Origin of the sequence: Colwellia sp. BRX10-9 (assembly GCF_014077405.1) — a bacterium.
Lineage (GTDB): Bacteria > Pseudomonadota > Gammaproteobacteria > Enterobacterales > Alteromonadaceae > Colwellia_A.
Map to the genome: position 1 here is coordinate 1 of NZ_JACGVV010000015.1, position 22572 is coordinate 22572.

General features: G+C 38.8%; 17 protein-coding genes and 1 riboswitch. Of the genes, 15 read left to right on the forward strand and 2 right to left on the reverse strand.

Going from position 1 to position 22572, the window contains the following annotated elements; all coding sequences use genetic code 11:
* The first annotated feature begins 307 nt into the window (after positions 1-307).
* Positions 308-964 carry a response regulator transcription factor gene (locus tag H4J69_RS10345; protein ID WP_182216621.1) on the forward strand — a complete coding sequence of 219 codons (657 nt, stop codon included), beginning with the start codon at positions 308-310 and terminating at the stop codon, positions 962-964.
* Here the strand turns inward: H4J69_RS10345 and H4J69_RS10350 are convergent.
* A complete protein-coding gene (locus H4J69_RS10350) occupies positions 937-4413 on the reverse strand; it encodes a PAS-domain containing protein (protein ID WP_182216623.1) in 3477 nt (1158 codons plus the stop codon). The genes H4J69_RS10345 and H4J69_RS10350 overlap by 28 nt on opposite strands.
* A 269-nt stretch (positions 4414-4682) precedes the next feature.
* On the opposite strand from H4J69_RS10350, the gene H4J69_RS10355 reads away from it, so the two are divergent.
* The 11 genes from H4J69_RS10355 to H4J69_RS10405 all read left to right on the forward strand — a co-directional run bounded on the left by H4J69_RS10355 (position 4683) and on the right by H4J69_RS10405 (position 19301).
* On the forward strand, positions 4683-5726 hold the full coding sequence (locus tag H4J69_RS10355; protein WP_182216625.1) for a DcaP family trimeric outer membrane transporter: 1044 nt from the start codon (positions 4683-4685) through the stop codon (positions 5724-5726).
* A gap of 184 nt (positions 5727-5910) precedes the next feature.
* A complete protein-coding gene (locus H4J69_RS10360; RefSeq protein WP_182216626.1) occupies positions 5911-6714 on the forward strand; it encodes an ABC transporter ATP-binding protein in 804 nt (267 codons plus the stop codon).
* Positions 6714-8666 carry a long-chain fatty acid--CoA ligase gene (locus H4J69_RS10365; RefSeq protein WP_182216628.1) on the forward strand — a complete coding sequence of 651 codons (1953 nt, stop codon included), beginning with the start codon at positions 6714-6716 and terminating at the stop codon, positions 8664-8666. The genes H4J69_RS10360 and H4J69_RS10365 overlap by 1 nt, the downstream gene beginning before the upstream one ends.
* Positions 8663-9556 carry a branched-chain amino acid ABC transporter permease gene (locus tag H4J69_RS10370; protein ID WP_182216630.1) on the forward strand — a complete coding sequence of 298 codons (894 nt, stop codon included), beginning with the start codon at positions 8663-8665 and terminating at the stop codon, positions 9554-9556. Before H4J69_RS10365 ends, H4J69_RS10370 begins: the two co-directional genes overlap by 4 nt.
* Before the next feature lie 84 nt (positions 9557-9640).
* Complete coding sequence (locus tag H4J69_RS10375) at positions 9641-10714, forward strand: branched-chain amino acid ABC transporter permease (RefSeq protein WP_182216632.1); 1074 nt, start codon at positions 9641-9643, stop codon at positions 10712-10714.
* A gap of 123 nt (positions 10715-10837) precedes the next feature.
* Positions 10838-12085, forward strand: a complete 1248-nt coding sequence (locus H4J69_RS10380; protein WP_182216634.1) for an ABC transporter substrate-binding protein — start codon at positions 10838-10840, stop codon at positions 12083-12085.
* A gap of 84 nt (positions 12086-12169) precedes the next feature.
* Entirely contained in the window at positions 12170-12991 is an 822-nt protein-coding gene (locus H4J69_RS10385; protein WP_182216636.1) for an ABC transporter ATP-binding protein, read from the forward strand.
* Positions 12992-13040: 49 nt separating this feature from the next.
* Positions 13041-14291 (forward strand): phenylacetate--CoA ligase family protein, encoded by a 1251-nt coding sequence (locus H4J69_RS10390; RefSeq protein WP_182216638.1) that lies wholly within the window; start codon positions 13041-13043, stop codon positions 14289-14291.
* A gap of 14 nt (positions 14292-14305) precedes the next feature.
* Positions 14306-14776 (forward strand): PaaI family thioesterase, encoded by a 471-nt coding sequence (locus tag H4J69_RS10395; RefSeq protein ID WP_182216640.1) that lies wholly within the window; start codon positions 14306-14308, stop codon positions 14774-14776.
* Positions 14776-15582, forward strand: coding sequence for an enoyl-CoA hydratase (locus H4J69_RS10400; protein ID WP_182216641.1), 807 nt, complete (start codon positions 14776-14778; stop codon positions 15580-15582). The genes H4J69_RS10395 and H4J69_RS10400 overlap by 1 nt, the downstream gene beginning before the upstream one ends.
* A gap of 713 nt (positions 15583-16295) precedes the next feature.
* Complete coding sequence (locus H4J69_RS10405; protein WP_182216643.1) at positions 16296-19301, forward strand: TonB-dependent receptor; 3006 nt, start codon at positions 16296-16298, stop codon at positions 19299-19301.
* A gap of 105 nt (positions 19302-19406) precedes the next feature.
* On the opposite strand, the gene H4J69_RS10410 is transcribed toward H4J69_RS10405, so the two are convergent.
* A complete protein-coding gene (locus H4J69_RS10410; protein WP_182216645.1) occupies positions 19407-19646 on the reverse strand; it encodes a hypothetical protein in 240 nt (79 codons plus the stop codon).
* A gap of 71 nt (positions 19647-19717) precedes the next feature.
* On the opposite strand from H4J69_RS10410, the gene H4J69_RS10415 reads away from it, so the two are divergent.
* From H4J69_RS10415 to H4J69_RS10425, 3 genes are all read left to right on the forward strand, one after another.
* Complete coding sequence (locus H4J69_RS10415; protein ID WP_182244205.1) at positions 19718-20329, forward strand: histidine phosphatase family protein; 612 nt, start codon at positions 19718-19720, stop codon at positions 20327-20329.
* Between the two features lie 72 nt (positions 20330-20401).
* Positions 20402-20551, forward strand: a riboswitch (cobalamin riboswitch).
* A gap of 145 nt (positions 20552-20696) precedes the next feature.
* On the forward strand, positions 20697-21560 hold the full coding sequence (locus H4J69_RS10420; protein ID WP_220467859.1) for an ABC transporter ATP-binding protein: 864 nt from the start codon (positions 20697-20699) through the stop codon (positions 21558-21560).
* Entirely contained in the window at positions 21553-22572 is a 1020-nt protein-coding gene (locus tag H4J69_RS10425; protein WP_182244206.1) for an iron ABC transporter permease, read from the forward strand. Before H4J69_RS10420 ends, H4J69_RS10425 begins: the two co-directional genes overlap by 8 nt.

Genomic DNA, 22572 nt, shown 5'->3' on the forward strand with positions numbered 1-22572 from the left:
AACAAACGATTGCAAGGCAATCGATAGTACTATTAAAAAGCCAAGCCAAATGTTTTTCATTTTTACTGCATTCTTCAATTTACAAACAGAGACTGGCGGATGCTAAGCTAAATTATATTCTTAGTCAATAATTAGCGAATGGCTGGGAGGTGTTCAATCAGGTTTTATTATACCAAGGTATCAATATTTAGCGGCAATAGGGCTATTTTAAAATAAAAGCATAAATAGAAATATTATTGCGCAGTATCCTTTGGAGTTACAATTTTTATTGGGTTAGAATGTAAGCAACTTTGTTTGAGGTATTTTTATGTTCCAGTCAGAAAAAATAATAATAGCTGACGACCATCCCCTTTTTCGTCAAGCATTAACGTTGATGATTTCAGCTCATTTTAGCGATATTGATGTACTTGAAGCAGAAGATGTTCATGATTTAGAGCGATCCTTAGCAGAACATCAAGACGTTGGCTTATTATTACTCGATCTTAATATACCTGGAGCCCAAGGCTTTAATACGTTAATTACTATGCGTGAACGTTATCCTCAAATGGCTGTGGTAGTAGTCTCTGGTTATGAAGAAAAAGATATTATTACTAAAGCTATTGATCACGGCGCGGTTGGTTTTATCCCTAAATCAACTGATGTACCACAAATGCTTGCAGCACTGGAAATAATCTTGGCAGGAGGTCTTTGGACGCCAAACCTTGAAGAAAATAAAAATAATTTACCTATTTCAGAAATAGGTAAGAAAATCGCCAGTTTAACCAACCAACAAAACCGTATCTTGAAAATGTTTTCTGATGGTTTACTCAATAAACAAATTGCTGCACAGCTTTCACTTTCAGAAGCTACAGTAAAATCGCATGCCAGTTCAATTTTTTTGAAATTGGGTGTGAAAAGCCGGACTCAAGCAGTCATTATGCTCAATCAGAATAATCATCAGTCATTTTCAGCATCATTAGAATAATTTTGTTGTAATGCCTTGGTTAGAAGCGAACTCATTAAGGCTCTTAAGGCAATAGGTTTTATTAATTTTCTTAAGTAACTCATTCCTGCTGCTTGGCTTTTTTCTAAAACATCACTATCGGTGGTAGCTGTAATTAAAATGGCGGGCAGCGGATAGTTTTTTATTTTTTGTAATTGCTTAAACAAACTAATACCGTCTTCATTATTATCTAATTGGTAATCGACCAAAACAATGTCAATACTGCTTTGATATCTTTTAAAAATAACAGTAGCTTCTCTGGTGTTCTTTGCACAAAAAACATTGCATCTCCAAGCACTCAATAATTTATTCATTCCCTTAAGCACATCTGGATCATTATCAATACATAACACATTGACATCTTCTAATGACACTTGCTTAATAGGCGATTTTTTGGCATTACGCTGTTTTATTGCTGAAGCAATGGGAAATGATAAACTGAAATTACAGCCATGCTCGGGCTGAGAATTTAACTGCACGCGAGACGATAAAAGTTGAGTTAAACTTTGAGCAATATTAAGGCCTAAACCTAAACCTTTTACACCAACATGCTGGTTACTTTCGAGTTGAGTAAATTGTTCAAAAACAGTTTTCTGCTGCTTATAGGGAATACCTGGCCCATTATCAATAACTTGAATAATGATGTTTTTTCCCTTTCGTCTACAGCCCAATAGTACTTTTCCAGGGCTCGCGTAACGAAAAGCATTAGATAATAAATTTTGTAAAACTCTTCGTAATAATTTTGAATCACTATTAATCCACAAGGACGTTTGCACCCAATGAAACTCAATACTTTGTTTTTTAGCCAAGGGTGAAAACTCACTAGCAATACTCGTAAAGACATCATTAAGTGAAAGGTGGTTTATATTAGGAACAATATTGCCACTTTCTATTCGGGTTATTTCGTTAAGATCCTTTAAGAGATTATTGGCTGTTTTTAGTGAGTTATCGATATAGTTCACGCTTTCTTTTTCTTCTTTACTTAAATGAGAACTCATTGCTAAGGTTGATGAAAAAAGTCGTGCCGCAGATAAAGGTTGCATCAAATCATGGCTGCAAGCCTTAAGATACTGGCTTTTTTTTAAATGTGCTTGTTCAGCTTTTTGTCTTGCAATGGCAAGTTCTTTATTTCCTTGTTCCAATTTTTTATAAGCATCTTCTAATTTCTTGGTTCGCTCTAAGACTAAACTTTCTAAATCAAGATTTTCCTCTTTAAGTAACTGCTCTGCTTTTTTATAAACAGTGATGTCAGTAAATATCATCACAAAGCCACCATCAGGTATTGGGTTTCCTTCAATACGAATGATGTTGCCATTGGGTTGTATTCTTTCAACGCTGTGTTTACTGCCTTCTCTAAAAAACTGTAAGCGCTTTTCAACTTGCTGATTTAACGAATGGGCGTATTCAGGGCGACTTTTAAGATTAAAGTAAATTAGATCTTTGATAGGGCTACCGATATAAATAAGCTCTTCAGGGTAATTAAATAGTGCTAGATAAGGTTTATTCCAAGCGACCATATTCAATTTGCTATCAATAACGGAGATACCTTCGTTGGTATTTTCTATCGCACTCGATAACACGCTACGACTAAATTCAATACGGTGGCTTGACGCACCCTCAACAATTTTTGCCACTTCATCCAAAGCCATATCTTTACCGGTAATGGCAAAAGAGATCACTAGGCGCGCTGAAGCTGAGCCCATAACTTTAGCTAGGGTATTTTCAATATGAAAAATTAGTGCTTCGTTATATATTTGTTTATTTGTTTTAAGTGGATCATATTTTTTATTAAATTCAGTAAAACACTGCGCAGACTTTTCACTACCGACAAACCTTGTTAACAACAAAGCCAACTCTTTTTGGTTTATTTTTCCATGGCTAAAATGAAGCCTCTCATTGATGTTTGGTCGTTCAATAAAGTGTTCAATCTGAGATTGCTCTTGGATAGTCGCTCGGCTAATTTTAGAGACCAGTATCAGTACAATTACATTAATGGTTAACCCTAATAACGTGGCTAAGGTGGTACTCGATATTGACGCATCAGCAAAGGGATGAGCATAAAAGCCTAATTGGGGTAATAGGTTGAGGAAAAACCAAATCATAAACCCTGATGTTATTGCGAATAATACTGCCTGCAAACTCACTTTTCGCCAATAAAACGTGGCAAAAAGTGGTGGGCCTATTTGTGCAATTGCACCAAAAGATACTTCGCCTAAGGAGGCTAAAGTACCAGGAGGTGCAGCAACAAACATACCGTAGCAAAGTAAGATAATAAATAAGACCAATGCTTTACGTATCATTAGTAATTTATCTTTGAACTTTTTAAAGTCAGTTTGCTGAATGTTCGAGTGTTTGAATAATAAAGGGAAAACAACTTCATTACTGAGCATAGTGCTTAAGGCTATGGTCGAAATAATAACCATAGAACTGGCTGCTGAAACCGCGCCAAGGAATGAAAATAATGTCAACCATAATTGACCTTGATAAGCAGGTAAAAATAATACGTAAGCTTCTGCATCAAGAGAGTCTCCGTAGAGCAATCTTCCGGATAAGCCAATTGGAATAGCAAAGAGTGCAAAAATAGCTACGTAACTAGGAAATAGCCAGCGGCTGAGTTTAGTATGAGCTTGCTCTTTAAGTTCAACGACCATTACTTGAAATTGTCTTGGAAAACATAAAAAAGCAGACAGACCAATAACGAGTAGACCTAGCATAGAAACAAACTTTGAAAGCGTAAAGTGATGGGCTGGCTCAACGTTTTCTGTGGCTAGTGTCCAAATGGTAATCGGTGAGTCATAGAGGTAAAACGAAACAAAAAGGCCAATTGATAAAAAAGCAACCAGCTTAATAATAGACTCGAAAGCTATTGCCATCATCACCCCAGGGTGACGCTCAGTAACATCAATTGCTCTAATACCAAAAATAATAGTGAAGCCCGCTAAAATTAAGCTAACAATTAAGCCAAGTTGCCATAAAGATAAATATTGATCTTCTTGCAATATGGTATAGGAATGCACAATCGCTTTTAGCTGTAAGGCGATATAAGGTATGGTGCCAATTAAGGTAACAAACGTGACAAGTACGGCTAAACGTTGTGATTTTCCAAATCGAGAAGCGAGTAAATCAGCAATTGACGTGATATTTAATTGTAAGCTGACTTTAATCATCCGTTGAATAAAGGGCCAAGCAAATAAGAATAATAAAATCGGGGCGAGATAAACAGAAAGATAAGAAAACGAATAATTAGCGGTTTGTCCTGCAGTCCCCAAAAAACCCCAAGATGTACAATAAACCCCAAGCGATAGCGCATAAACAATCGTGTGATATTTCGTTGCTATTTTATGCCGATAACGATCCCCTAAAAAGGCAATAATAAAAAGTAAGCCAATATAACCAACACTTGTGATCACTAATTGCCAATTTGGAAACATACATCAATCTCATTAATTCTTCAGAAGTCATCTTATTTTGATGAGCTTGCAGATTTACAAATTATTCACGGTAAATCAATTGATTCCGACTTTTATTTAACTAATTCCACAGTAAATCAATTAAAGCTAAGATACTAATACCAAAGACTTAATACTAAAGTATTACAACTTTAGAGTTAATACTTATTGCCAATTGTGACTCGCTGTTTTTTTAGTGATATTTGTTTCAGACACATAACACTTATAAAAATTACTTGGGGAATTGGTCAATGAAAATTCAGAAGAATAAAAAACTATTACTCGCCACCTTATTGGGTTCATTGGCTGCAGGTTCAGCAAATGCAGCTTATGAATTTAAACTAACAGATACTGATAAAGTTACTCTGGGTGGCTATATTAAAGTTGATGCTCGCTATGTTGATGGTGATGTTGCGTATCGAGACTTTTGGGTTGGAGCTGGAGCGCCGCTTACCGATAGTCAATCTCAATTTAAAATGAATGCTAATGAATCTCGCTTTAATCTTAAATATTCACATGGTGATGTCACGGGCTTTCTTGAAATGGACTTTTTAGGGGGCGGGGGTGATCAACGTTGGTCAAACTCTTCTCATAATCGTCTTCGTCATGCTTTTATCAGTTATAAAAACGTATTAGCGGGTCAAACATGGTCAACGTTCATGAATACGAGTGCTTTGGCCGAAACCGCTGATTTTGCTGGTGCCACCATTGGTATAGTTTTCGTTCGTCAAACCCAAATACGTTATACCCAAGGTAACTTTCAAGTTTCTATAGAAAACCCTGAGTCGTGGGGGGGCGATGCTTCACAAGATGATAAACCTGATGTTGTTGCCCGATATAACCTAAAAGGTGATTGGGGTAACGTCTCTTTTTCAGGTTTGGCACGTAGCTTAACAACCTCTTTAGGTAACTCAGAAAGTGCTTTTGGCGTATCAATTGCCGGTCGTATTAAAACGGTTGGTAAAGATGATTTACGCTTTCAAGTTCACAAAGGTGAACTTGGGCGTTATGTCGGTTTAGCGTTTGCGCCAGATCTAAATAATGACAAGATAGAAGATACGACTTCTTATCTTGTGGCTTACCGTCATTTTTGGGATGAAAGTTTACGTTCAACAGCAATGTATGGGTATGCTGAAGCTGATGTGTCTGGTGCTGAACGTAGCCAATGGAGTGTTAACTTATTCACCAATTTCACTAAGGAATTAGCGGTAGGTGTTGAAGTTGGAAACTTCTCTATGGACGAAATCAATAAAGACTCAGACTACCTGCAGTTATCATTCAAATACACCTTGTAAAAAGTAATAACGTTATAGCTAACTCGTTATGAAGCGGTTAGCTAGTTTTACGCAAGTCTATTGAAAATAGGATCTTTATTTTGCTCAGTGCTAAATACCAGATCACCTTTTATTTTAGTGGTTACTCTTTCATTATTTTTGAAAAAACGGCTAAAGACAAAAATTATCTATCAGGAGTGTGAGTATGTCTGAACCAATACTCAAAATTGATCAAATATCGTTAGCTTTCGGTGGTGTTAAAGCACTTACTGATGTCAGCTTCGAAGTTTCACGAGGCGCTATCTTTTCTATTATCGGCCCAAATGGGGCGGGTAAAACCTCAATGCTAAATTGTATCTCAGGGCGCTACCGTCCAAACAGTGGTTCTATTGCTTTAAATAATCAAGAAGTTACTCACTTACGTCCTAATGACCGTGCTGATTTAGGTATGGGACGTACTTTTCAAAATTTAGCCTTATTTGGGCATATGTCTGTGTTAGACAATATTATGGTGGGTCGCCATCATTTGTTGAAAAATAACTGGATCACGGGCCCTCTTTATTGGGCATCTAAAGCACAAAAAGAAGAACTAGAACATCGACGTTATGTTGAAGAGATTATTGATTTTTTAGAAATATCACATATCAGAAAATCAGTCGCGGGCACTTTATCTTATGGCCTTAGAAAACGGGTAGAACTTGCTCGAGCGATGGCGCTGAACCCGCAACTCATTTTACTTGATGAGCCTATGGCGGGCATGAACTTAGAAGAGAAAGAAGATATGGCGCGCTATATCTTAGATCTTAACGAAGAGTTTGGCATTACAGTTGTGATGATAGAGCACGACATGGGTGTGGTTATGGATATTTCACATGAAGTGATGGTACTCGACTTTGGTAAAAAATTGATGTGCGGTTTACCCGAAGAAGTGATGGCGAACGAACATGTAAAACGTGCTTATTTAGGCGTTGAAGATGATGAACTCGAAGACTTGCAAGGAGTTGGATAATGAGTATAACCAATGATTTTGATATGGGTGCACTCGATACTTTCCCAAAGATACTTCGAGAAAATGCAAAAAATTGGCCCAATGATATCGCCATGCGAGAAAAAGAGTTTGGGATCTGGAATGAATTTAGTTGGGTTGATTACCAAAATCGTGTGAAGTGGTTAGCGATCGCTTTGGGTGAACGTGGTATTAAAGCCGGTGACGCGATTGCTTTGCTGGGTGACAACCGCCCTGAATGGGTTTGGGGTGAAATCGCTGCACACGCAATGAGTTGTTATTCCATTGGTATTTTCCAAGACTCGCTTCATGAAGAAGTAATTTATCTGCTCAATAAAAGTAATGCGACCGTTGTTATCGCTGAAGATGAAGAGCAATGCGATAAGCTTTTAGAGCTTGGTGATGGCATACCTGATGTGAAATGCATTGTTTATTGTGATCCGCGAGGTATGCGTAAATATAATGATCCTCGGTTAGTCAGTATTGAAGACATCTACAAACAAGGTCAGACAATAGACCAAGCATCACCAGATAAATATGAAGCACTCGTTAACGCCACGAAAGCTGAAAACACCGCGATTTATTGCACAACTTCTGGTACTACGTCTAAGCCTAAAATTGCTTTGTTGGCGGGTGGTAATTTTGTCAAACATTGTTCATCGTATTTACGTGCTGACCCTCGTCAGCCTGGTGATAACTATGTTTCAGTACTGCCTTTACCTTGGATCATGGAGCAGGTTTATGCGGTAGGTCAGGCATTAATTGCTCGCCAAATTGTTAATTTTGTTGAGCAGCAAGAAACATTAATGGCAGACCTTCGCGAAATAGGCCCAAGCTTTGTTTTACTGGCGCCTAGAGTTTGGGAAGGTATTTTAGCGGACGTGACTTCAAGAATGATGGACTCTACACCGCTAAAACAAAAAATCTTTAATTACGCGATGAAGTTAGCCGAAAGCGCGCAAGCAAAAGGAGAAAAGTCTTGGTTGGCTGACGTACTATTAATGAAAGCACTCCGTGATCGTTTAGGTTTTACCTTCTTAAAATCTGCCGCAACAGGTGGCGCTGCTATGGGACCTGATACCTTTAGATTTTTCCAAACGATTGGGGTGCCGCTTCGTCAACTTTATGGACAAACTGAATTGTGTGGTGCTTATACGGTACATCAAGAAAATGACATTGATTATGACAGCGTCGGTGTTGCTTTTGATTGCGCCGATGTAAAAATAATTAATGAAGATACTCAAGGTATTGGCGAAGTCCTTGGCAAAACAATTGGTATGTTTACGGGGTACATTGATAATCAAAAAGCATACGACGATGACGTAAAAGATGGTTGGATGCACACGGGTGATGCTGGCTATTTTAAACCATCAGGCCACCTGGTTATTATTGACCGTATTAAAGATTTAGCCAAAACCAGTAATGGCGACCAATACTCTCCGCAATATATTGAAAACAAATTGAAATTCTCATCTTTTATTGGCGAAGCGGTTATTTTGGGTAAAGACAAACCTTACCTGTCGGCGATGATTTGTATACGTTTTAGTATCGTTTCTAAGTGGGCTGAGCAACAAGGTTTATCCTTTACCAACTACACCAGTTTGTCTGCGTTACCGGAAGTTTATCAAAAGCTAACTGAAGAAGTTTCAAAGGTTAATGAGACACTACCCGATGCACAAAAAATCAATAAATTCTTATTACTTTACAAAGAACTTGATGCAGACGATGGCGAGTTAACACGTACTCGAAAAGTTAGGCGTTCAGTCATTGCTGACAAGTATGGCGACATCATTAGCTCTATCTATGATGACCAAGAATATGTTGATGTTGATACGGTGATCACCTTCCAAGATGGCGGTAAAACGCGTATCCAAACTCAATTAAAGGTCGCAACATTATCTAATAAAAACAATGTCTGCGCCCCATCTGCACATGAACAGAGGAAAGCATCATGAATTTTGAACTTCTATTTCAGTTAATTACTAATGGCCTGATTGTCGGTTTGTTATATGGCGTTGTCGCGATGTGTTTTGTGCTGGTTTATAAATCAACACAAATAGTTAACTTTGCTCAAGGTGAATTTTTACTGATTGGTGCTTGGGTGTGTTGGGCATTCTTAATTTACATGGAACTGCCCTTTATCGTTGGGTTCTTCTTAACGTTATTTTTTATGGCAGGTTTTGGTGTGTTGCTGCAAATGATTGTGCTTAGACCGATGATCGGCGAGCCCATTATCTCAGTCATTATGATCACGATAGGTTTGTCCATGTTCTTTCAAGCGTTAATGAAGTGGATTTTTGGCTTAAACCCACAAAGTTACCCACAGGTCTTTGAAAAGCAAAGTATCGAAATATTTGGTTTAAATGTTGAAGTGGCTTATTTGCTGAGTACCGGTATTGCTTTATTTGTGATGTTGGCTTTCTTCTTTTTCTTCAAATATTCAAAACATGGTTTAGCGATGCGAGCGACTGCCTTTGATCAACAAGTAGCTCAAAGTTTGGGTATATCGGTAAAAAGCGTCTTTGCGATGAGCTGGGGAATTGCTGCTACGGTGTCAGCAACTGCCGGTATTGTTATTGGCTTAGTCAACGGTGTTTCAGATTCGTTATCTATTATGGGTATTAAGGTTTTTCCAGCGGTAATTCTTGGTGGGCTTGACTCTATTGTTGGTGCCATCGTTGGTGGATTGTTTATTGGTGTTTTAGAAAATGTTGCTGAGTTCTTTGACAGTCAATACTTCCATATTGGCAACATGTACGACATCGCTCCTTTTTATGTGTTGTTAATTATCTTGTGGTTTAAACCTTACGGTTTATTCGGCACAAAAGATATTGAACGCATATAGCCATTGATAGGATTATTCATTAATGAGTTGTTGCTAGCAGTTAAATAGAACACTCATTTAGCAAACCAGTTTAAGGAGTAAATTATGTCGAGTTTAACGATGCGCCCGTGCGGAGATTTTCGCACTAGTTATAAACAAGATAATACTATTTTCGAAACAAAAAACATTAGAATTATGGCAATTATCGCTGTCGCGTTTTTAATTACAGTACCGCTATTTTTTGATGGTTATATTCTAAGTTTACTGATTCAAATGTCGTACTTAGGCATTGCAGCACTCGGACTAAATATTTTGGTTGGTTATACCGGGCAAATATCTTTAGGCCATGGTGCGTTCTTTGGTTTTGGTGCATTTGCATCAGCCTGGCTAAATATGTCAATGGAGATCCCCGTGTTTCTCTGTATACCTTTAGCTGGGTTTTTAACGATGGCTGTGGGCATGATGTTTGGTATGCCTGCAGCAAGAATTAAAGGTTTATATCTTGCGATAGCAACGCTGTCTGCTCAGTTTATTCTTCAAGATTTCTTTGCTCGAGCTGATTGGTTTTCTGGAGGGTCTTCAGGTTCAATGGCAGAGCCTGTTAATTTATTTGGTTACGCTTTTGATACAGACCAAAGCTTTTACTACATCGCTTTATTTGCTTTTGTCTTTATGTTTATTTGGGGCTGTAATTTAATAAGAAGTCGAGATGGTCGAGCTTTTGTTGCGGTACGCGACCATTATTTATCAGCTGAAATAATGGGCGTTAAATTAAATAAATATCGTTTGTTGTCATTTGGTATATCGTCTTTTTATGCGGGTATTGGTGGTGCGTTATATGCGCACTATTTAGGTTATGTGTCGGCTGAAGGCTTCACTATTTTTCTTTCCATTCAATTTTTAGCGATGATTATTATCGGCGGCTTAGGTTCAGTGAAAGGCACCATGATGGGGGTGATTTTTATGGTGTTATTACCTGAATTTCTTGCTGGTGGGGTTGGCATGATGAAAGAAACCACTTGGGGAAATATTCCTATGGTGATTGATGGTTTAGCTTTCATTAAAGAAATGGCCATTGGTTTAGTGATTATCTTGTTCTTAATCTTCGAGCCTGAAGGTTTAGCGCATCGCTGGGCTCAAATTAAAAATTACTGGAAATTTTACCCTTTTGCTTATTAAAGCTTAAGTATCAGGGAGAATAAAAAGCCAGTGAGATTTACTTGCTGGCTCAATAAACTAAAAAATAATAATGGCAACTACAGTAATTGTATTAGCCAATCACATTACAAAAGGATTATTACCATGCAGAAAAAACTATTAGTGCGTTCAATTATTACGTGTGCGGTATTAGGATCAAGTGGACAAGCAATGTCAGAAGATTCAGTATTTGTGGGGCATTTGGCTGATATGTCTGGACCAACCGCTTTTGTAGGTAAAGTATATGCTGACGGCGTACGTGATTCATTAGCCTATATTAATGAGCATGGCGGCATAAAAGGGACCAAGCTTGAATTTGAAACTGTTGATTATGCTTATAAAGTGCCACAAGCCATTTCTAATTATAAAAAGTGGAAGTCACGTAAACAAATGGTCGCGATGCAAGGTTGGGGTACTGCTGACACCGAAGCGTTAATTTCTTTTGTTGCTAAAGACAAAGTCCCTGTTTTTTCAGCTTCCTACTCTGGGCATTTAACTGACCCAACAGGCAAAAACCCAGAGACTAAAAAACCAGCACCTTATAATTTTTTCTATGGCGCCTCATACTCAGACGCTTGTCGGGGATTAGTGCAATGGGCAGCACAAGATTGGAAAACAAAAGGTAGCTCAGGCAAACCTAAATTTACCCATATTGGTGCTAATCACCCTTACCCTAATGCACCCAAAGCCGCTTGTGCAGAATATGCGATAGAGCTCGGTTTTGATGTGCAACCACCGGTTGTTGTTTCAATGAAGCCCGGTGACTTTAAAGCACAGTGTCTGAGTTTAAAAAGCTCAGAATCTAATTATGGTTACATAGGTAACTTAGGGGGGTCAGTTCAATCCTTGATTAAATCATGTAATACCATAGGCACAGATATTCAATTTATGTCGAATATCTGGGGAGGCGATAAACAAGTTTTCCAAGCGGCAGGACCAGGTATTAAAGATTATATCTTCCCCACCATGACACCTTTTTGGACAGACGACGTCCCAGGTATGAAATTAGTACGCGAAATTTCAAAAATGTCTGATGAATCAGGAAATGAATCACGTTCACATCACTATATGCGCGGTGTTTGCTCTGCTTACTTTATGAAAGAAGCGATGGAGTGGGCGAAAGACAATGGCGGCATTACCGGCGAAAATATTAAAAAGGGTATGTACGCAAATACTGACTGGGTTCCAAAAGGTTTAGAGGGCGTTTGTTTAGCCGCTAACTGGACTAATGAAGACCACCGAGGCGTTAACCAAGTAAACATCTATAAAGGTAATTATAACGACGGTGATATAAAAATTGAAAAAGTGACGTCGGTTACTTTAGATCGTCGTGATGATTGGTTAGGTTACTAATTTTCATTAGTTTTTATTTATTTTAGCCTCATAAAGGCAGGAAATAATTAAGCGTCTGTCTTTATGAAGTTTTACGGAGTATTTATGTCACAACCTGCAGTTAAAATAGCAACAGCTAAACCGCTATTGTCAGTGAATAATATTGAAGTTGTTTACGATGACGTCATTCAAGTTTTACGCGGAGTTTCGTTAGATGTTCCTGAGGGGGATGTCGTCACTTTATTGGGGCCAAATGGTGCTGGTAAATCGACCACTTTAAAAGCGATTTCAGGTTTGTTGAAAAGTGAAAAAGGTGAAGTTACTCGCGGCGACATTACCTTTATGGGGGAGCGTATTGACAGTAAAAATGCTGAAGACGTAGTGCGCAGTGGTCTATTTCAGGTAATGGAAGGCCGACGTATTATTGAAGATATGACGTCACTTGAAAACCTAAAATTAGGCGCATATACCCGCAATGACAAAAAAATTAATCAAGATATCGAAATGGTCTATAACTATTTTCCTCGCTTAAAAGAACGTACCGGATTAGCAGGTTATTTGTCAGGAGGAGAGCAACAAATGTTAGCGATAGGTCGAGCATTAATGGCGCGCCCTAAAATGATCTGTCTTGATGAACCTTCCATGGGCTTGTCACCACTTTTAGTGAAAGAAGTGTTCGATATTATTGGAAAAATCAATCGTGACCAAGGTATTACTATGCTGCTGGTTGAGCAAAATGCCAATTACGCGATCAAAGCAGCAGACTATGGCTACATTATGGAGTCAGGAAAAATAGTGCTTGATGGCACGCAAGATCAATTGCTAAATAATGAAGATGTAAAAGAATTCTACTTAGGCGGTGGTAATGAAAACCGCAAAAGCTTTAAGAATCTTAAGTCTTATAAGCGTCGTAAACGTTGGTTGTGATTTTTTCAATAATAAGACCCGCAAATAATATTAAGGAATGAACAACGATATGAATAGCTTCTATGATGACAAAGAACACCAAAGTGAACTGCAGCGAGAAAACACATTATTTGGGCAATTACCCGCGCAACTTCTGTTTGCTCAAAGCCAATGCCCGTATTACCAAGATAAGCTGGCTGATATTACCCTTGAAAAAATAAGCTCTAGAGCTTTACTTGCTTCATTGCCGATAATGCATAAATCAGACTTAATTGCTTTGCAACAAGCACAACCTATTTTTGCGGGTCTAGATGCTAAGTCAGCTAATATTGGGCGAATTTTTCAATCACCAGGGCCGATAAACGACCCAGAAGGTGATGGTAATGATTGGTGGCGAATGGGTCGTGCCTTTTATGCGGCTGGTTTTCGCGCAGGAGACCGTATACAAAATTGCTTGTCTTATCATCTTACGCCGGGCGGTTTTATTATGGACTCGGGCGCGAAAGCTTGTGGTTGTGCTGTTATACCCGCGGGGCCAGGACAAACGGAACAGCAACTTGAGATAATTGAAAATTTAAAGCCCTCAGGCTATTGCGGCACACCCTCATTCTTGAAAATATTATTAGATAAAGCTCAACAACAAAATAGAGACATCTCTAGTATCTCTAAAGCTTTAGTAACGGGTGAGGCTTTACCCGAGGGCTTGCGAGGTGAATTACAAGCACGAGGGGTTGAAACTTTGCAAGCCTATGCCTCAGCAGATGTGGGTTTAATTGCTTATGAAAGTGCGCAGTCTGATGGGTTAATTATTGCTGAAGATATTATTGTTGAGATTGTCAGGCCGGGCACAACAGAGCCCTTGCCTGATGGTGAAGTAGGTGAAGTGGTCATCACTAATTTTAATAAAGATTACCCACTAATTCGTTTTGCAACCGGTGATTTATCAGCCATAAAAGTAGGAGTAAGTGCCTGTGGTCGCACCAATAAACGTATTAAAGGCTGGTTAGGTCGTGCTGATCAAACCGCTAAAATAAAAGGGATGTTTGTACATCCTATTCAAATTGAACGAGTACGCCAAGCCCATACTGAAATTGCTAAGGTTCGTTTGTTGATCACCAGTGAAAACTTTAATGACAGTATGCTTTTACAATGTGAAATTAACCATGAAAACTATTCGATTGAGCAAGAAGCCGCGCTGGTATTAGCTATTTCGTTAAGCCTAAAGTCTATTACCAAATTATCAGGTAATGTGGAATTATTACCACTAAAGCAATTAAAAGATGATGGCAAAGTTATTGATGATTTGAGAACGCTCTCTTAATTTAAGGAATAAATATGAACAGCAAAGCATTTCAAGCGTGTTACCCAGACGATTTAAGTCATTGTTATGGTTGTGGCACCAATAACCCCGAGGGGCATCAGTTAAAAAGTTATTGGTCTGGTGAGAAAACAATTGCTCATTTTACCCCTGAGCCTTACCACACAGCGATCCCTGGTTTTGTTTATGGTGGTCTAATTGCGTCATTAATTGATTGTCACGGCACAGGAAGTGCCTCTGCCATGGCGTATCAGTGTGAAGATCGAGAAATGGGCAGCTCTCCTGCGCTACGTTTTGTTACTGCTGCGCTGAATATTAATTATCTAGCGCCAACGCCTCAGGCGGTTGAACTTGAACTAATAGGCACATTTGTTGAAGTAAAAGAACGAAAAATAATCGTAGAAGTTACTGTCTCAGCTAAGGGGGTTACTTGTGCAAAAGGGACGGTGATCGCTGTAAAAATGCCCGCAACTATGGTGGTAAAGTGATGAGTAACTCAGCACAGCCCTATGTTTTATCTCGGATGTCAGGTCGAGTGCTATGGCTAACATTAAATAGACCTGAAGCAAGAAATCCACTTTCTTCAGCCATGATCTCGGCACTGAAATCGTCAATAACCTTAGCGAACAATGACCGTGAAGTAAAAGTTATTGTGATCACCGGCTCTGGTAAAGTATTTTCGGCAGGTCATGACTTAAAAGAAATGAGTGGTAGAACGTTAGATGACCCGTTAACGCGCGAACAGCGTGTTAACGACGTTTTAAATAGTTGTGCAGACATGATGATGTCATTAGTAAAATCACCCAAAGCAATTATTGCTTGTGTGCAAGCCACTGCAACAGCAGCTGGATGTCAGTTAGTGTCAATGTGTGACTTAGCGATTGCCAGTGAAAATGCTAAGTTTTGTACCCCTGGCGTTAATATCGGTACTTTTTGTAGTACACCTTTGGTAGGCATTGGAAGAAATATTCACCGCAAACATGCTATGGAATTAGCGTTAACAGGCGATCTTTTTTCAGCAGCAGACGCGGTACGTTTTGGTTTAATTAATCGTGCAGTACCTACTGATTTTCTATTGGAAGAAACAGAAAAGCTGGCACAAAAAATTGCCAGTAAATCTGCCATCGGTATAAAAGCGGGTAAAGAAGCCTTTTATCAGCAACTAGAAATGCCAATTGAAACTGCTTTTGCTCATGCTGGCGCAAGCATGGTTGCAGCGATGCTTTCAGAGGAATGTGAGGAAGGTGTTTGTGCTTTTTTTGATAAACGTGAAGCGAAATGGGGAGAGATTTGAAACCAGTTTGTAAGCTTTATTAGGAAATCACTTAATATTTTATGTTGTTTTTTTCCAAAATTATTAATTGAATATATTAATAATTTAAATCTTTGATATTTAAAGAATAGGGCATTGAATGACGTTCGTCAATCAATGCCCTATTTCTGTTTATCAATGTCTACTTTCTAAATTACACTCAACTCTGTTTAAGAGATAATTGACTTATTGAAAGCATGTGATTTGATTTCACACTTTACACTAGTTTTATATTTTGTCTTTTTATCGGATTTTACCTAATTGTTATTTTTTTGTTAAAAGTACGAGGATGTTATTTTTAAGTGTGAAGTTTAGTGGGGTTTTAACTCTAATATCCATAATTTCATTGCTTTTACAATCGTTGAAGTTGATTTTTATGTGGTATTTTTTCAGTTGTTTAATAAAAATTTATTATTTTTATTAAACAACTACGTCTAAATATTTATTAGCTTGTTGTTAATAAAGGTGAATTTTAACTTTTTAATCTAGATGCTAATAAAATTGTATAGCGGTAATCAAAGTTATCCTAATGCCAACAGTATCAGAGTATTCTGCTGAGTACTTTCTACAGCTTTTTTCGTACTATGCTTGTAAAGTCACTTTGTTTGGGTAAGAATGCAATAAAGTGTTACTTTTTTGTAACATTTTTGGTTTGTTCAAATAATAATTATTAAATACTGGAGATAAACATAATAATGAAAAATTCAAATATAAAGCGAAGCTTTAATCGCTCGTTAGCTGCTATCGCAGTTGGGGCATGTTTAGCTGCGTCTCCGATGACTTTTGCCGATAATGTTAGTGGCTCTATTTACGGTAAAGCCATTCAGGGTAAAAGTGTAACAATTCAGAACCCAGCGACAGGTTTTAAACGCGTTGTTGTTGTTGGTGAAGATGGCCGTTTTAACTTTTCTAAGTTGCCGACAGGCAAATATACTGTCGACAATGGTGTAGATACTCGAAACATCTTAGTCGCTATTGGTAAGGGCAGTAATGTTGATTTTACAGAAGTTTCTGAAATTATCTCTATTGTGGGTAATTCTTTAGTTAGTATCGATACCACATCGGTAGAATCGACTTCAGTCTTTACTGCTGAGCAAATAGACTTATTACCGGTAGCAAGAGATTTGACATCAGTTGCTTTGTTAGCTCCTGGAGCAACAGCAGGTGATTCTGGTTTAGGAAATGGTAATACGGCCTCTTTTGGTGGTTCGTCAATTGCTGAAAATGGTTATTTTATTAATGGTTTCGATGTTACTAATATTCGTAACTTTACCTCTTTTGCTGACCTTCCTTATGATGCTGTTTCACAGCAACAAGTTCGCACCGGTGGTTATGGCGCAGAATACGGTCGTTCATTAGGTGGCGTTGTTAGTTTAGTAACTAAACGTGGTTCAAATGAATGGAAATTTGGTGGCTCAATTGAATCTACGCCAGCAAGTTTTAGAGAAGATGGCAAAGATGTTACTTCTCGCGATCCTGATTTAGAATACTCTAACCGTTATTCTTCATTCCGCTCAGCTAATGAATTTGACTCTTTATCCTATAATGCCTATGCATCAGGCGCTATTGTTGAAGATAAACTATTCTTTTTTGGCTTATTTGAAGGCCAAGATGATGAAAGCAATACCTTTGGCAAACAAACAAGTGAGACAATGAAAGACGACTCACCAATGTACTTGTTAAAGCTTGATTGGAATATCTCAGACGACCATTTATTAGAGATGACTTACATCGATAATGAAGAAACACAAGAATTTACCTCATACAGTAACCCTGAAGGTATGTATTACACTGGGACTCATGGTGAAGCTGCTGACCCTTATGAGATCACCAAAGGTGGCGATGTTACTATCGTTAACTATACCGGATTTTTAACTGATGATTTCTCAGTAAGTGTTCTTTGGGGCAACATGACCAATGAACTAGAAACGCGTAACCCTGATATCGGCCCTGGCGCTGAATGTGAGTTAGTATTCGATCGCCGTGAAACACCTTCAAGTTCACAAAGCATTGGTTGTTGGGGTATTGCTCAAGGCCAAAGTACTGTGCCTGAAGCTGGGATCGCTTCTGATACTGATGAACGCGACTCTTTACGTTTAGGCGCAGAATGGATTCTAGGTGAACATACACTTCGTGTCGGTTATGACCAAGAGAAATTTACCTCGACTAAACGAGGCACTACCTTTACAGGTGGCGAATACTGGCGCTGGCATGTAGCTCAAGATGTTGACGGAGCAGGCGGACAAAGCGTCAATGGTGCATTTGTAACAGCAGGTGAAGAATATATTCGCCATAGAGAAAGTAATACGGGTTCTGCTTCTTATGAAGTTGAAAACACAGCATTTTATATAGAAGACACTTGGCAAGTTACTGATGAGTGGATGGTGTACTTAGGTTTACGTTCTGAAGGCTTTGAAAACCGCAACGGTGATGGCGATTCATTTGTTAAATCTGACAGTGAATTGGCGCCGCGTTTGGGCTTCTCTTGGGATATGGATGGCGATGGTAACAAAAAACTTTTCGGTACTGCCGGACGTTACTTTATGCCAATCGCGGCTAATACAAATATTCGTGCTGCAGGCACTGAATGGAGCTATGAAGAGTACTTTTATGTAGACAGTGCTGATGAAAATCCAATCACTGCTGCTCCTGATAAAGTGGGCGACGCTATTGGTACAAGAAACTCTAACGGTGATGATAAAGCGCCTGATTCAAGAACCGTAGCGGCAACAAACTTAAAACCTATGCATCAAGATGAATTTATTCTTGGCTATCAACAGCAGGTTGATGACTGGATTTTAGGTGCCAAGGCTATTTACCGTGAAGTTAAAGATGGCATGGATGATTACTGTTCTCATCAGCCATTTATCGATTATGCAACAGACAATGGTTATAATGATTTCGATTATAAATCAATGGCTGGCTGTATGATGATGAACCCAGGTAATGATTTTTCTATTGCGCTGGATCTTAACAATGACGGTAATTACGACGTAGAAAGTGTTCCTGAAGAATACTTTGGCCTAGAAAAATACAAACGTACTTATAAAGCTTTAGAATTCACTTTCGAGAAGCCTTTTGCTGACGGTTGGTTCTTGCAGGGCTCTTATACTTTAGCTAAAAGTGAAGGTAACTCAGAAGGTTATGTTAACTCGACTCTAGAGCAAGAGGATGCAGGTTTAACACAAGACATTGATAATGCATTATTTCAGCATGGTGCCTATGGTGCTTTACCCAATGATCGTCGTCACACCTTTAAAGCTTTTGGTGCATACCAAGTTAATGATGAGATTTCAGTATCTGCTAATTTCAGTTTACAATCTGGTCGTCCAAGAAACTGTGTTGGTTTTATTCCGCTTGACGAACTTAGAGATGAGTTAGGTGTTGATGCTGGCGGTTTAGCTAATTACGGTGCTTCATCGTTTTACTGTGGTGGTGTCTTAGGTAATCGTGGCGATCAAGGCCGTACTCCATGGGTTAAAAATGTTGACCTAGGTTTAACATATAAGCCGGAATATGTTGATGGCTTAACCGTGAAAGTCAATGTTAGAAATGCCTTTAACTTTCAAGAAGTCACTGAATACAATGAAACAGGTGACGTAGGCTCGGCTTCATCGAGACTGCCTAACCCTAACTATACGACACCGGTAAACTACCAAGCTCCACGTAGAATTACACTGACTGCTCGTTATAGTTTCTAATTAAATAGTAAAGTTAAACATATTTAAATTAGCCAAGCCGTTCAGGTAAACTGAGCGGCTTTTTTATAGATGAATTTAGGCACTTCTTGCTATTACATTAAAGTATTAAGGGGGAGGACCACCTGGACCACCTTGGTTTCCACCAGTATCACAAGATCCAAACGAATTAGCAGGTATTTCAGCTTTAAATCTAGGCCTCATCATGAAAGGAAAGGAAGAGGTTAAAACGTGCGCTTCTTCGGTTAACGAGAGGCTAAATGGCAAGATAGTTAAGTGCTCACTTTCGCTAAAGTGAACAACATTGACTCCTGTGCTGTTGTTTATAAGTGCACAGCTATTTGTCATAGTACTTACGCAATGTTGAATTTAAGGTTACGCTATGCTTTTTTACACTATATATATTAAGAGGTAATGCTTTGCTACAGCGGACTTTATATTTATTACGCCATGGTGAAATTGCTACACCGGGTATTCTAGCTGGTAAAACAGATGTCGCACTTTCTGAAAATGGCTTGCAACAGCTGTGGGACGTTAGCCAAAAATTACCAGAGATATCCTTTTGTATCAGTTCACCTTTGCAACGTTGTCAGGTTTTTGCCAAAGCATACTCATTAAAATACAGCATTAATCTCCAATTAATCGATAACCTTAAAGAAATGAATTTTGGTGATTGGGATGGACAAACCTATCAAGCCTTGTGGCAGATAAAAGCCAGTGCTGTGCAGCCTTCACTGGGTGATTTTTGGCAAAACCCTTGGCAGCATACTGTGCCTAATGGTGAAGCTATGGCTGATTTTGTCAAGCGTGTCGATACTTGGTGGCAAGAATGGCTCGCAGACGCACCCGAAGGAAATACCTTGGTGGTTGCGCATGGCGGTGTTATCAAACACTTAATTGCGCGTGTACTTAATTTGCCTATGCCGGGCACAGTTCACATGAGCCATATTGATATTCCTTATGCGGGGCTAGTTAAAGTTAATATTTATACTGATGATAGTGGCGTTGATTGGCCAAAAATAGTGTGGTGATAAGTTACCTCGATAAGTCAATGAATTCGGTGTTATTGGCAATTAAACCTTGCTATTTTTAGTGAGCAGACGATAATCTCCAAACAAAATTATATAACTCATTTTTAATGTGGGAATGTGGTGAAAAACCGCAACTGTACCCGCAACTGTAAAAGCCTTTTAGTGGTATTTAATAACCATAAAGCTTAAGTCAGGATACCCATTAATTTAGAGTCATTTGCCTATCAAAATGACAGGCAAAACCAACAAAGTCGAGCGGGTTTACTCGAACATTGTATTGTCGACTCTTGAGTTTTTCATATACTAAGAGATTGATTGTGCTCTGTTTGATGCTCCTTAAGTGTCAATAGTATGTGAGTAGCAATTTTTGAATAGTAGCCAGGATCAATCCTCATCAATAAATACCGCTAATACCGCATTGCTTTCAGTGCAGCATCTTTCTTGGCATGCCGACAGCCAACTTATTTTAGATGATATTTCTTTCACCATTAAAAAAGGCAGTTTTACTGGTATTTTAGGGCCTAATGGTGCAGGAAAGTCTAGCTTACTTCGCTGCTTATATCGTTACGTAAAACCTGATTCTGGTTTGGTGCAATTTAATCAAAAAGATATTTGGCAAAAGTATGACGCCTATCAATATGCGCAAGATATCGCTGTAGTTTTACAAGAAACACCCACCCATTTTAACTTAACTGTTCATGACGTTGTTGCGCTGGGTTTACTGCCACACAAAGGTCTATTTACCCGTGAACAAGCCAGCGACCGACTCAAGATAGACCGTGCTATTAAGCAGGTTGGCTTAGTGGATAAAAACTTACAAAATTTTGAACATTTATCCGGTGGAGAAAAACAACGCGCACTTATAGCTCGTGCTATCGTGCAAACGCCCAGCTTACTTATTATGGACGAGCCAACCAGTCATCTTGATGTTCGCTATCAAATTCAGGTTATTGAATTAGCTAAATCGCTAGGCATCACGGTTATTGCGTCTTTTCATGATTTAAACCTTGCCAGTGCGATGTGCGATCAACTGCTGGTGTTAGATAAAGGTAAACTGGTTAAGCAAGGGTCACCACAAGCGGTGATCACCTCTGAAATGTTATCAAATGTATTTGGTGTCTGCGCGCAAGTCTCTCTTCATCCACAACATAAGGTTCCTCATATTTCTTATTTCTATGGCTACGATACTCAAGAAAAAACGGCAGAAAGTAGAGCGTTACCTCATGTTTAAGGTCAATCATTCGTGGATTATTTTTCTGACCTTAGCTTTTGGTGTTATCAGCTTTATTGCGTCGTTATCTTTAGGTGCTGCAGATATTAGTTTTAGCGATGTTACTTCGAGTCTACTGGCTAGTTTATCCACAGATAAATACGCGAGCGAGGTGATTTTTTATGAGCGTATTATTTGGGAATTACGTATGCCGCGAGCTATTTTAGCTTTTTTAGCGGGTTGTGGCTTAGCGGTTTCTGGGCTGATTTTACAAACGGTAACGCGAAATCCATTAGCCGACCCTTATCTTTTTGGTATTTCTTCAGGGGCTTCTTTAGGAGTCGTTATATCTATTGTTTTACTGGGCAGCACTATTTCTGTTGTAACACCTGTCGCGGCTTTTGCGGGCAGTTTAGTGGCGATGCTAATGTTGCTAATGATCTCTGGTCGTCGGCAAAGTCAACAAGTTGAATCTATGCTATTGGCTGGCGTAGCGTTATCGTTTTTGTTCAGCTCATTTACTAGCTTGTTACTTTATCATACCGATCCACAAGCGGTTACGGCGATATTATTTTGGACTATGGGCAGTTTTTCGCGTGCGCAATGGTCTATTTTATGGTTTCCCGCGGTCGTTATTATTAGCTGTGTCATTATGATGTTAGCGTATCGACGCCAACTGAATGCAATGTTGTTAGGCGATGAAAGTGCTACAACCTTAGGTATTAATGTTAACCGCTTTCGCTTAGTGATGTTGGTACTGAGTTCACTGATCACCGCAACGTTAGTCTCTTTGTGCGGCGGTATAGGCTTTGTTGGCTTGATGATACCCCATATTGTACGATTTTTTGTTTCTCAAGGTACTGTTTTTGGCATTATGTTAACGGCTTTAGTCGGTGGTATTTTTATGATTTGGGTGGATGTATTATCGAGAGTTGTACTAGAAAACCAAGAGCTACCCGTAGGTGTTATCACTTCTGCTTTGGGGAGCTTATTCTTTTTATCCTTGTTGTACTTTCGCAAAAATAAAGCTTAA